The sequence below is a fragment of the Vicinamibacterales bacterium genome, assembly GCA_036012125.1.
In the GTDB taxonomy this organism is placed as follows: domain Bacteria; phylum Acidobacteriota; class Vicinamibacteria; order Vicinamibacterales; family UBA823; genus UBA11600.
The window spans coordinates 89273-101684 of record DASCOS010000025.1 but is presented as its reverse complement, the minus strand read 5'-3'; the positions used below and the strand labels follow the sequence as shown (position 1 = coordinate 101684).

General features: G+C 54.1%; 12 protein-coding genes. 9 read left to right on the top strand and 3 right to left on the bottom strand.

What is annotated here, in order from left to right:
- Positions 1-15: 15 nt before the first annotated feature.
- Complete coding sequence (locus QGH09_09000) at positions 16-2265, bottom strand: PBP1A family penicillin-binding protein (protein HJO18320.1); 2250 nt, start codon at positions 2263-2265, stop codon at positions 16-18.
- Positions 2266-2520: 255 nt separating this feature from the next.
- On the opposite strand from QGH09_09000, the gene dnaK reads away from it, so the two are divergent.
- The 6 genes from dnaK to QGH09_08970 all read left to right on the top strand — a co-directional run bounded on the left by dnaK (position 2521) and on the right by QGH09_08970 (position 8711).
- Positions 2521-4443, top strand: coding sequence for a molecular chaperone DnaK (gene dnaK, locus QGH09_08995; GenBank protein HJO18319.1), 1923 nt, complete (start codon positions 2521-2523; stop codon positions 4441-4443).
- 31 nt (positions 4444-4474) lie between these two features.
- A complete protein-coding gene (dnaJ, locus tag QGH09_08990) occupies positions 4475-5557 on the top strand; it encodes a molecular chaperone DnaJ (protein HJO18318.1) in 1083 nt (360 codons plus the stop codon).
- Between the two features lie 38 nt (positions 5558-5595).
- Positions 5596-6042 (top strand): helix-turn-helix transcriptional regulator, encoded by a 447-nt coding sequence (locus QGH09_08985; GenBank protein ID HJO18317.1) that lies wholly within the window; start codon positions 5596-5598, stop codon positions 6040-6042.
- Between the two features lie 102 nt (positions 6043-6144).
- On the top strand, positions 6145-6993 hold the full coding sequence (locus QGH09_08980; GenBank protein HJO18316.1) for an ATP-binding protein: 849 nt from the start codon (positions 6145-6147) through the stop codon (positions 6991-6993).
- Positions 6990-8162 (top strand): radical SAM family heme chaperone HemW, encoded by a 1173-nt coding sequence (gene hemW / locus QGH09_08975; GenBank protein HJO18315.1) that lies wholly within the window; start codon positions 6990-6992, stop codon positions 8160-8162. The genes QGH09_08980 and hemW overlap by 4 nt, the downstream gene beginning before the upstream one ends.
- Positions 8163-8210: 48 nt before the next feature.
- Positions 8211-8711 (top strand): hypothetical protein, encoded by a 501-nt coding sequence (locus QGH09_08970; protein HJO18314.1) that lies wholly within the window; start codon positions 8211-8213, stop codon positions 8709-8711.
- 146 nt (positions 8712-8857) lie between these two features.
- On the opposite strand, the gene QGH09_08965 is transcribed toward QGH09_08970, so the two are convergent.
- Together QGH09_08965 and QGH09_08960 are read right to left on the bottom strand one after the other, a co-directional pair.
- Positions 8858-9361 (bottom strand): outer membrane beta-barrel protein, encoded by a 504-nt coding sequence (locus QGH09_08965; protein ID HJO18313.1) that lies wholly within the window; start codon positions 9359-9361, stop codon positions 8858-8860.
- Between the two features lie 14 nt (positions 9362-9375).
- The gene (locus tag QGH09_08960; GenBank protein ID HJO18312.1) at positions 9376-9849 is read right to left on the bottom strand and encodes a hypothetical protein; all 474 of its coding nucleotides are present in this window, start codon (positions 9847-9849) and stop codon (positions 9376-9378) included.
- A gap of 161 nt (positions 9850-10010) precedes the next feature.
- Here QGH09_08960 and meaB point away from each other — a divergent pair, with 161 nt between their 5' ends.
- Genes meaB through QGH09_08945 form a run of 3 tightly spaced genes read left to right on the top strand, consistent with a single transcriptional unit; the run spans position 10011 to position 12352 of the window.
- Positions 10011-10988: a methylmalonyl Co-A mutase-associated GTPase MeaB gene (gene meaB / locus QGH09_08955; GenBank protein ID HJO18311.1), complete on the top strand. Its 978-nt coding sequence runs from the start codon at positions 10011-10013 to the stop codon at positions 10986-10988.
- 12 nt (positions 10989-11000) lie between these two features.
- Entirely contained in the window at positions 11001-11411 is a 411-nt protein-coding gene (gene mce, locus QGH09_08950) for a methylmalonyl-CoA epimerase (GenBank protein HJO18310.1), read from the top strand.
- Positions 11412-11440: 29 nt separating this feature from the next.
- The gene (locus tag QGH09_08945) at positions 11441-12352 is read left to right on the top strand and encodes a PfkB family carbohydrate kinase (protein HJO18309.1); all 912 of its coding nucleotides are present in this window, start codon (positions 11441-11443) and stop codon (positions 12350-12352) included.
- The last annotated feature ends 60 nt before the right edge of the window (positions 12353-12412 follow it).

Sequence of the window (12412 nt, the reverse complement as noted above, 5' to 3'; positions counted from 1 at the left end):
CAAGGTTGGTCGGGGCTAGAAGGTGATGTTAGGCTCGGTGCCCGCGATAAACGTTTCACGGATGGCGTCCGGCGCAGAAGGTTCCGTGATGTCACCGGTCAGACGATTAACAGACAAGTGAACGATGTTTACGGGTTGAAGGAATTCCGGTCGATCTGTTCTGTCACCAATGTAAGCTCGCATAAAGTCGATCCAGATTGGCAGTGCTGCGCGAGCACCCTCTTCTTGTGGCCCTAAAGTCATCTTCTGATCGTGGCCGACCCACACGCCAACAGTCACATCCGGGTCATATCCTACAAACCACGCGTCAGTGTATTCGTCCACTGTTCCAGTTTTCCCAGCAAGTGGCCAATCGAGCACCTTTGCCTGCTGACCCGTTCCCCGTTCCACGACGCCACGTAACAGACTTGTCATGATGAATGACGTGTCTGCGGGAAGTGCCTCGTACGCGCTAGGCCGATTGTCTTCAATGGTGTTACCATCCCGATCCATTACCCTTAACACTTGAAACGGTTCGAGCCGAACACCTTGATTGGGGAAGATTGCATAGGCGGTCGTAATTTCCAAAAGTGTACTCTCAGCTGCACCGAGTGCGACCGAGAGAAACGGTGGAAGATCGGAAGCGAAGCCCATACGTTTGGCATACTCAACGACTTGTTCAGGGCCCAATTCGGCCATCATTTGCACCGCTGGAATGTTTCGAGAATCTTCAAGTGCATGTCGGAGTGTTACTGGTCCTTCGAACTCGAGGTCATAGTTGCGAGGCTCGTACTCAGGCTGGTCCGGCCCGGCCGGAAAGCTAATAGGTTCGTCAACGATAATTGATGTCGGCGTGTAGCCTCGATCGATGGCTGTCGCGTAAAGGAGTGGCTTGAACAGTGACCCGAGTTGGCGTTGAGCCTGCACGGCTCGATTGAACTTGCTTCGCTCGAAGTTATAGCCGCCGACCATGGCCAGGATACGACCCGTGCGGTTCTCAATGGCAATCAGTGCAGCTTCTGCAACCGGTTCCTGGTCGAGAGAGGCAGAGAGCGTCAGGGCCTCGTTGTTGACTGATAAAACTTCGACGAGCACGAGATCGCCGATCTTGAGGAACTGTGGTGCTGATTTCCGAGTCCAACGAAAACCATCTTGTTCGATTGTGCCGCTGTAGCGTCCGAGGCGAAAATCAATTTGGTTTTCCGAAACGCTGGTGACGACGGCCGGCACATGGTCGCCAGGAGTCGTTGGGCGGCGCCACTGAGGGTGCTCATAGACTTCGATCGATGTAGTGGTGGTTTCGAGTACGTTCTCTATCGGTCCGCGGAAGCCACGCCGCTTATCAAGACGGTGGAGGCCCGCACGTACCGCTTCGTTGGCGGCGTGCTGAAGGCCGATGTCTAGAGTCGTGTGCACTGAAAGACCGCCCTCATACAGTTGTTTAGCACCGTAATTACTCTCGAGATGCTGCCTGACTTCCTCGACGAAGTATGGTGCAATTGATGCCTCGCCTCGTCGGTCGGTGACCTCGATCGGTGTGTTTCTTACGATGGCAGCCTCCTCAGCTGTTATGTATCCGTCATCCTCCATCCTTCCTAAAACGTAGTTACGTCTCGTGCTTGCCAGTTCGAGGTTAACGAAAGGACTCTGTCGTGCCGGTAATTGAATGATGCCAGCGAGGAGTGAGGCTTCGGCGAGGTCGAGTTCATCGGCTGATTTGTCGAAGTACATCCTAGATGCGGCTTCAACGCCGAAAGCGCCATGGCCGAAGAGAACCTGGTTGCAATACATCGTAAGAATTTCCCGCTTGGTGTACCTCTTCTCGATCTGAAAGGTGAGCAGGAGTTCCTTAATTTTCCTCTCCCAGGTCTTATCAAGGGTTAGGAATAGATTGCGCGCTAGCTGCTGCGTTATCGTACTCGCACCATAAAGACGCTGGTTCATGATGTCCCGTACAATCGTGATGGCGAGGCGGGGAATGCTAATTCCGAAATGGCTGTTGAAACCACCGTCCTCTGCCGCCACGATCGCCTCTCGGAGGCGTGGAGCCATATCCTCATAGGCAATAACAATCCTTCTCTGAGTTGCAAATTCGGTTACCACTTCTCCATTGGCTGCGTAGACGCGCGTGATGACACTCGGGGCGTAATCGTCAAGTGCAGTGATCTGTGGAAGGTCACCAGCGAATGCGAACAGGACACCGCTAACAGTCCCCAGAATCGCTATGCCGACAAATATCGCGATTATGCTAGCCCTGCGAGTGATACGAATGAGATAACGAGGCAACCAGTTACCCTTATGAGAGAAACACCTTGCCAAGGCTGAAATTTTTCTCAGCGCTCTAAAGCCAAATTATAGCACGTGAGGTACAAGTGATTGATTTGCATGTAATTAAGGAGATTAAGGTGATTTTGCTCTGAAAGTAGTTGACAATGACATACTCATATTTTATACTAACGTTAATATAAATTGACTAATTTAGCCTTCGACCGTTTAGAACAGTAGACCTGTCGGTGGCGGTGCTGGGTAAGGGTGTCGGATATGAGCAAAATTATTGGTATTGACCTTGGCACGACAAACTCGGTTGTCGCCGTGATTGAGGGCGGCGAACCTGTGGTTATCACAAATCCCGAAGGGAACCGTCTGACGCCCTCGGTTGTTGGTTTCACGTCGGCCGAGGAGCGATTGAGTGGACAGGTTGCGAAACGCCAAGCCGTGACGAATCCAGAAAACACGGTTTTTTCAATCAAGAGATTTATGGGGCGCAAAGCGGACGAGGTGACCGAGGAGATGACGATGGTCCCTTACTCGGTTGTTGCTGGATCCAACGGCGACGTGCGTATCAAAATCAGTGGTCGAGACGAGCCGTATACCCCGCCGCAAATTTCAGCGATGGTTCTCCAAAAACTGCGACAAGCTGCCGAGGCCTATCTTGGCCAGGAGGTCACGCAGGCTGTCATCACGGTACCCGCCTACTTCAATGACGCCCAGCGGCAAGCCACTAAAGATGCTGGCCAGATCGCTGGTCTTGAGGTGATGCGGATTGTCAATGAGCCGACAGCCGCTGCCTTGGCCTACGGGTTGGACAAGAAGGCTGACGAGACGATCGCGGTGTTCGATTTTGGCGGCGGCACCTTCGACATTTCGATTCTGGAGGTAGGCGAGGGGGTTGTAGAGGTCAAAGCTACGAACGGTGACACTCACCTAGGTGGAGACAATCTCGATCAACGCGTTATCGACTGGATCGTTGCCGAATTCAGGAAAGAAACAGGGATTGATCTAAGCAAGGATCGTATGGCACTCCAACGTCTCAAGGAGGCTGCAGAAAAGGCTAAGACGGAACTTTCGACTGTCAAGGAGACCGACATCAATTTGCCGTTCATAACGGCCGATCAGTCTGGACCAAAGCATTTAGCGATGAAGTTAACGCGTGCGAAATTTGAACAATTGGTTGAGGAGTTGCTTCAAAAGGTTGTTGGTCCTGTCAAACAGGCACTTGCTGATGCCGGTCTGGAGGCGTCGAAAATTGACGAAGTGGTGCTGGTTGGAGGGTCGACCCGCGTGCCGAGGGTTCAGGAGATCGTTAAGGAGCTGTTCGGCAAGGAGCCGCATCGAGGTGTCAACCCGGACGAAGTAGTGGCCGTCGGCGCAGCTATCCAAGCCGGTGTGTTAGCGGGTGAAGTAAAAGATCTCCTGCTGCTTGATGTGACGCCGCTCTCTTTGGGCATAGAGACGCTAGGCGGGGTTTCTACATCGTTGATTTCACGGAACACTACTATCCCTACTCATAAGAGTGAGGTGTTCTCCACGGCTGCTGACAATCAAACCAGTGTTGAGGTGCACGTGCTGCAGGGAGAACGGCCTTTGGCCCGCGATAATAGAACCCTGGGCAAGTTTCATCTCGTGGGTCTACCACCAGCACCGCGTGGCATACCCCAGATTGAAGTTGCTTTCGATATTGATGCGAACGGTATAGTCAACGTTTCGGCAAAAGATCGAGGCACAGGAAAGGAACAAAAGATTACGATTACGTCGTCTGGCGGTCTCAAGCAGGAAGAAGTCGATCAGATGATGAAAGAGGCTGAACTGCACGCTGAGGACGATAAGAAGCAGCATGAAGAAATCGAGACCCGCAACAAGGCTGACCAGGCCGTTTACGGGGCTGAGCGGATGCTGCAGGACAGTGGTGACAAACTTTCGGAAACTGAAAAGTCCGCCGTTGAAGCCGCGATCGCTGATGTGAAACAAGCGCTCGAGGGTGGTGAGACTGAAGCAGTTGTGCAGGCAATGGAAAAATTGAACACGGCGCAGCACAAAGCGGCTGAGACGCTGTATAAGGCAGGTCAGGAGGCTGAGACCCCGGCGCCTGATGCCGAGGCCACGGCGGACACGTCGTCGAATGCGGATGCGTCTTCCGACGGAGATGTGATTGACGCCGAAGTCGTTGAGGACGAAAAGAAATAAGGTTTTAAGGCCTAAAGGGGAGCCTTGACTGATGGACCTCTACATCATCCTCGGTCTTGAGCGGAGCGCAACACTGAGCGACGTTAGGCGTGCTTATCGCCGACTCGCCCGCAAGTACCATCCCGGTATCAACCCAGGTGACCGTAATTCAGCGAGTGTCTTTAGCCGTGTTACCGAGGCCTATCAAGTTCTCAGCGATCCCGAACAACGACGGCGCTATGACAGCCGCGGCAGCTTGACCGACACCCTGCCCGAATCGTCGTTTGAGTTTCAAGGATTTGACTTCTCAGGTTCTGCGGAGGGTGAGTCGGCTTCAACATTCGGTGATCTTTTTGCCGATGTTTTGCGGACCGACGACCGGGCAGATGGGGTAGCGGCCGATGGGACCGATTTACACCTGTCCATTCGAATTAGCTTCAACGAGTCGATGCGCGGGACTGAACGCGCGGTGACGGTGGCCCGACTTAATCGATGCGATGACTGTCGGGGCTCTGGCGTGCTACGAATGGTCGAAGGTCGCTGCGCTGCATGTCGTGGTACGGGTAGGGTGCGGTGGGTTCGTGGGCACATGGTTTTTTCGCGGACTTGTGTGCATTGTGGAGGCTCTGGCCGTCAAGAGCATCGTGCTTGTCTGCGGTGCGAGGGTAGCGGCGCGGTCCAGGGTTCGGAATCCGTCCGTGTACGTATTCCAGCCGGTGTCGACGACGGTGGACGGGTCAGAGTGCCGAAGCGCGGGCACGTGGGTCGTCGCGGTGGAAGATCCGGAGACCTGTATCTCACGGTTGAAGTCGAGCCGCACCCACTGTTTACCCGCGAGGGAAAGGACCTACATCTCGTGTTACCCGTCGCGGTTTATGAGGCCGCACTGGGAGCGAAGATTGAGGTGCCTACCTTGGATGGCCGTGGAAATATCAGAATTCCGCCTGGTACTCAGTCGGGGCAGCGCTTCCGCCTGCGTGGTCGGGGTGTGCCGGATTTTCGGGATCGTGACCATGCTGGCGATCTTGTAGTGGAGGTCCAGTTGGTATTGCCACGAGTTGTAGATGAGCGATCGAAGGCATTGTTACGCGAATTCGCCGAACTCAACGAGGGCAATGTGCGTGAGGATTTTTAGACCCTGGTGCATGACGCGCCCGGTGTGAGCGAGTAGACATGCCAAAGACACAAGCAAGTGAAGCACACTACATGATCAGCGCCGTCGCGCAGAAATATAATATTCATCCGCAAACCCTTCGTCTGTATGAGCGCGAGGGTCTCCTCAAGCCGTCTCGTACTGATGGAAACACAAGGCTGTATGGTGAAGAAGACCTCGAGCAGCTGGAAACAATACTCGCATTGACCCGTGACCTGGGTGTCAACATGGCGGGTGTTGAAATTATTCTGAACATGCGAGAAAAAATTGAAAAGATGCAGCTGGAGGTTAACGAATTCGTCGCGTATGTGAAACAGGAACTCGAGAGAGGTCTTGGTGATTGGGAACAGCGCCTTGGAACGGCTTTGGTCAAAGCTTCGCCGACTGACCTTGTCCGTGCATCCTCAGTGAGGCCTGCTGACCCATCAGCCCGTGGCGAACAGAACTCAAGTCGATCACGTTCCTGAACTGGTTCCTCGGTTCTCAGGTATCTCCGTATTGCCCCCCACGCCGTTCGCGCTACAATGTGGCGCGCCTTATTACCTACCGGCGAAGAGTGTTAGAAATATATGGCTTGTCTACACTGTGGTGATACCGGATGGAAACCCGTCGAGGCGGAGGGCGTTCAGCAGGTCGTTCGATGCGACTGCTGGCGAGAAGCACTTTCCGGTAAGTTGCTTGACGACGCACGAATTCCACCGAGGTATCGGAAATGTAGCCTCGACGGGTTTGTTGTCTACCCAAACGAAAAGTTGCAGAAGGCTGTAGTGCGGGCACAGGCGTTTACCGACGCCTTTCCAGTGGTTGAGCAGGGATTGTTTTTTGTCGGACCGCCGGGCATTGGCAAGACCCATCTAGCCGTCGCTGTTCTTCGAGCGGTTATCCAGCGGAGTGGTGCGCGGGGACTCTTCTATGACACACGGGAATTGCTCCGTCTCATCCGGAGTACCTATAACCCGGTGGTTCGCGCGACTGAATCGGATGTACTACGGCCAGTTATTGAATCCGAGCTTCTCGTGCTGGACGATCTTGGCGCTGAAAAGACCTCTGAATGGGTTGACGAAACGCTGAACCTGATTGTCAATACGAGGTATAACGAGCGCCGACCCACTATCTTTACCTCCAATTATGAGGAGTACCCTGAAAACCTAGGAGATTCTCTGATTGACCAGGTAGGTTTCCGGATGCACTCCCGTCTGCACGAAATGTGCGAGTTTCTTGAGTTTAGAGGTGCCGACTACCGTTTCTATGACGCTTCGAAGGGCCCTGCGACGGCCGCGGACCTTCTCAACATGTACAAGAATCCGCCAAGTCGACCCCGAGGGACTGGACGGCGGGCTTCCGGTCAACTTAAGGCGAGGTTTCGTGAGGGCAAGACGGACGTTCGTTGGCCGGGAGGAAAGGCAGGTACGTCGTGACTGCCCCGCTCAAGATAGCTGCATCTCTTGCGAGACACTGCGCCAATTCTCGCGTCGGCCTCTACATTCACGTTCCGTTCTGCGAAGCGATTTGCAGTTACTGCAACTTTACACGCGGCCTGTTTGACGCCGCGCCCGCCCGCCGCTACGTGGCAGCCGTGGTGGAGGAAATCAGGCGGGCGTCGGCGCCACTGTCGGTGGATACAATTTACTTCGGCGGGGGTACGCCATCACTACTTGAGCCTGAGGAAGTCACTCGGATTATTGATGTATGCCGATCGTCATTTTGCGTCTCAGGAAAAGCTGAAATTACGATGGAATCGAATCCTGAGTCGGCGACCAAGGAGCGCTTGGCTGGTTATCGGGCTGCAGGCGTCACGCGCCTCAGCCTTGGCGTTCAGTCCTTTCGTGACACGGAACTCGTCATGCTCGGTCGCTTGCACAGCAGCGTCGCGGCCCGACGGGCATTTACTTTCGCTCGTGCGGTTGGGTTCAAGGACGTTAGTCTCGACCTCATGATGTGGCTTCCAGGTCAGAAGGTCCTTGAGTGGCTTGAGTCGGTGGAAGAATTGATTGCAGTTGGGCCGGACCATGCTTCGCTATATCTGCTTGAGGTGTACCCAAATTCGCCGCTACGCGACGAAATGATACGGGCCGCTTCGACCCAAGCGCCAGATGATGTGGCGGCGGAAATGTATCTATCGGCACTTGTGCGTCTTGACCAGGCGGGTTTTCAACAATACGAGATTTCGAATGTTGCGCGGCCCGGCCACCGGTCTCGACACAATTTGAAATACTGGATGGATGGCCAGTGGATCGGTTTTGGCCCAGGAGCCCATTCGACTGTCGGCGAGGAGCGGTGGAGCAATACGTCGGAAACTTCTGTCTATTTGGACCGCCTCGAGGCAGGGAGTGATCCGAGTTGTGCCCACCAGAAACGCTCCCCCGAACAACAATTATCCGAAGCCTTGTTTATGGGTCTCCGCCTCACCGAGGGTGTTGATGTTGCCGCTGTTGGTGACTGTTATGGTGTTGACGTTCCCACACGTTATGGGGCCGAGTTACAGCCCTTTATCGACGATGGACAGCTCGTCGAAGAGGGTGATCAGTTGCGGCTGAGCCGCGAAGGGATGTTGTTGGCCAATGAGGTTATGGCGGTTTTCGTCTGACCCACGAGTACGGTAGAGTACCGCCTTTCGATCTGAAGGAGGTCGCGGATGCGTTCACTTGAGGGAGTTTCGTTTCGTCGCCCGGCTTGGATCGGGTTACCTGTCGTCCTAGCTGTGTTAATCGGGGCAGTGTTTGGCTTTGGGGTGCAGGAGTTGGTTCGCGCAGAAGCCCAGAACCCAGTCTCGAATTTTAATGAGGGTGCTGGATTTATCCAGGCGGTCATCGAAGGGGACAAGACTGACGACTTCGAAAACGTAATGCAAAAGGTTAAGGAAGCGTTGCAGAACAGTGAGAACTCGACACGGCAGCAGCAAGCGGAGGGTTGGAAAATATACAGGACGGATGTGCCGCAACAGGGTGGGAATGTGCTTTATTTTATGGTTATTGACCCAGCGGTGAGAGATGCAAATTACACGATCTCGACCATTCTGTCAGAAGGATATCCGTCCGGTGGAGAGGCGCAATCGCTTTACGGTATGTTCAGCGGTTCGTTCGCCGGTGGAATGGCTAGAATTAATATGCAGTTAGTGAGTGACTTCAGCAATTAGCCGCTGCTAACTTCGCACAGTACAAATTAAATAATTCCACGAACTCCTACGATAGCGATACTCGACGGCTACGAACTTTTGTTGTTCGTAGCCGTCGGTTCGTTATGGGCGTGTGTGCTTACAAGTGAAGACCGGTTATCTACAAGTCAAAAGGCGAGGTTGAGTCCAGCGTAGATCCGGTGGGGTCGGGAATGGACCGGCGCGCCGCGGAGACTAAACACTCGGTAGTCGATTCGTGCACGGATTTGACCGGTAAGTCTAATCTTCAGTCCACCACCTGCGTTCAGTCCCACGTGAGTTTCTTGTAGGTCAGCGAACCTCTCGCGGTAGAGGCCGCCGCCGGTTGTTGCGTAAAACTGGAAACCGTTAGACGTCATCGGTGTTTGTACGAGGACGTTGACCATGCCTGTTTGGAGACCAGGCGTGCGTTGCGACTTATCTTCACCAGCATTTGCGTACTCGACCTCGAACCCGAGGTTGAGCAAGGTTAGCCCCGCGCTGAAACCGCGTGCCCAGCCGTGGGGGGTCATCGTGTTCATACCAGCAAACACGGTGGCATCAGCTACCGCCTTATTCGGAACGATTACGATGAATATAGCGAAGATTGCGGTCAGTGCTGTCCGACACGTAAGACCGGTAGGAACACGCATGCTGCGCCAGCGGGCTATGGCACCTCGGGTGCGGTTGGTAGCAGTTCGGTTTCCGTGAAGTCAGCGACTAACGTCAGGTTGAGCAGACTTGGACTATATGCGTAGGACGCTGCGAAGTTCTCCCAAAGATCCTGCGCTTCAAGGGGTAATTCCTGTCGAAGCAGTTCACCAATTGAATAATTAGCTTCAGTCACAGTGGGGTCAATGACGAATACGTAGAGAACAGAAGTTTGATCAGGTGGGCCAGGCTCTGTAGCTCGATATACCTTCCAACCTGCAGCCTGCGCACGTCGCGTCTCGTCGGCACTGTTACTCATCGCATCGAGCACGCGGGTGACCACATCCTCAAAGTCAGCAGTCTTCTCCAAAAGGATTGGATGGAACATCATGCCGCCTTCGCCGGCATAAACCCGCTCCTGAGCATGGCCTACTGAAGCGCTGACGAGCACGATGCTCAATCCGACGCACAACGTTGCTCGTGAGAACATTAGGTCGCTCCTTGCGTGTGGAAGTGGCGGCTCTGACGTGGCTAGTATTATACGTCGGGAGCGCACCTTGGGGTCACAATCTGTCTAGTAACAGACTGATGATGTCCCGTGCGAGCCGCTAAATCATGCACAGCCCCTGTGATAGAGTGCTGCCCGAGTCGATGGACGCAGAGAGCGAGCGTGTGCTGGCTGCACGTGTGCTCGGTGGAGACCCGCGGGCGGTGTCCCGAGCGATTTCGTTGATTGAAGAAGGTGTGCCAGAGGGTGCACGCCTCGTACGTGAACTCTTCAGTCATACTGGCCGCGCGTGGGTCGTAGGTGTGACTGGGCCACCAGGTGTCGGAAAAAGCACACTGGTTGATCGTGTTGCCAAGGTGTTTCGATCCGGAGGACGCCGTGTTGGCATCGTCGCTGTTGACCCAACCAGTCCGTTTAGCGGCGGTGCGGTATTGGGTGACCGTATTCGTATGCAAACCCATGCTGGTGACGACGGTGTCTTTATCAGGAGTATGGCAACCCGGGGGCGACTTGGGGGCTTGGCTCAAGCAGCACGTGAGGCGACGTTAGTATTAGACGCTGCTGGTCACGATGTTGTATTCCTCGAGACTGTGGGCGTTGGACAGGCCGAGGTAGACATTACGTATGCGGCCGATATTGCGGTTGTGATGGTTGCGCCAGGGTTCGGTGATGATGTGCAAGCGATCAAGGCTGGAATCTTAGAGATTGCCGACGTGTTTGTGGTCAATAAAGCCGACCACAGTGGCGCGGAGGGTACCGTTGCTCAGCTGGAGGCGATGCTCTCACTGGACGAACCGTCGCACGAGCATTGGCGGCCACCGATTGTTAAGACGCAGGCGACGACTGGCGATGGCGTGAATGACTTCGTGGGTGCGCTCGATCGATTCCGCGAATATGCCGGCGATGATTTACGGTATCAGAGGCGGTATCGGTTGGAGGTGAGTGAACTGCGCCGTTTGCTTGGTGAAGCATTTTGGCGGCATGTCGAACAACTCGTAAGTCCAAGTGAGCTTGACAAGGTAACGGCTCAGCTTGCACGGCGAGAGTTGGACCCCTACACAGCAGTTGATACGATCATGAATCGCGTCCTTGCCGAACGCGACGCTGATCGGAAGCCTTGATACCGCGCTGAAATGAAAGCGACGTTGGATCACGTCGGGATAGCCGTTCGAGACCTCAATGAGGCGCTTCGCTTCTTCCGTGACGTTTTAGGGTTACAGGTGTCGCAGACCGAGTTCGTTTCTGACCAGCAGGTTCGTGTTACTCACGTCGAAACTGGTGGGGCTTCACTCGAGTTTCTTGAGGCAACTGAGCCGGCTTCCCCGGTTGCTCGGTTTCTAGAACGGCGTGGGTCTGCCCTTCACCATATTACCTTGGCAGTTGATGACTTAGAATCGGTGCTGGAGGACTTGCAAACCCGAGGTATTAAACTCATCGATGTAGCCCCCCGCATTGGTGTCGGTGGCTCTCGGATTGCGTTCATCCATCCCTCGAGTACTCACGGTTTACTTATTGAATTAAAACAGTCCGACCACGCGTGTTGACCATTTGAGTGAGTGGAATAGATCGACTTATGCAACCAGTTCTCGTTGTCGGTTCGGTAGCGTTCGATTCGATTGAGACGCCGTTTGGTGTCGCCGGTCGTGTCGTAGGTGGAGCAGCGACTTATTTCGCTGTTGCTGCTGCCCATTTCACAGATGTACGGATGGTGGCGGTGGTCGGTGAAGACTTTACTGATGAGCAGATGGGTATCTTTCGGGGTCGCCGAATCGACTTGACCGGTTTACAGCAAGTGCCGGGAAAAACATTTCGATGGAAGGGCAAGTACAGCGAAGACTTGAATGACCGCGAATCAATCTACACCTTTCTCAATGTATTTGAAGAATTCCAACCGAATCTACCACCGGTGTATCGGACTTCGCCGTTTGTATTCTTGGGTAATATCCACCCAAGATTACAGCTTGAGGTGCTCGATCAAGTGGAGTCGCCGGAGTTCGTAGTCGCTGACACAATGAACTATTGGATTGAGAAAACTCCTGAAGAGCTTCGCCAAGTGCTGACTCGGGTCGATGCGTTGGTTATTAACGACGCAGAGGCCAGACAGTTAAGTAAAGAATCGAATCTCGTCAAGGCCGTGCAGAAACTTCAAACAATGGGACCAAGGTTGCTCATTATCAAGCGTGGAGAACACGGTGTGCTTATGTTTGGCCCCGATGGATTCTTTGCGGTTCCTGGCCTACCACTCAACAACGTCCGCGACCCAACCGGCGCGGGAGACACGTTTGGTGGTGGCTTGCTCGGGTATCTTGCAGAATGCTCGATTGTTAATCATGACACCTTAACCCGTGCCGTCATTGCGGGTAGCACCATGGCGTCGTTTTCGGTCGAGGCGTTTGGTCTCGAGCGGCTACTATGTGTTACGTCTGATGAGATTCAGCAGCGATTCCTAGAATTCAGGAGGCTCACGTCTTTCAATGAACTTTAATCTACTCGTGACTTGTCCCTCGGATGTTGAGGATCGTCACATCGGACGAAGTGAGCGCGA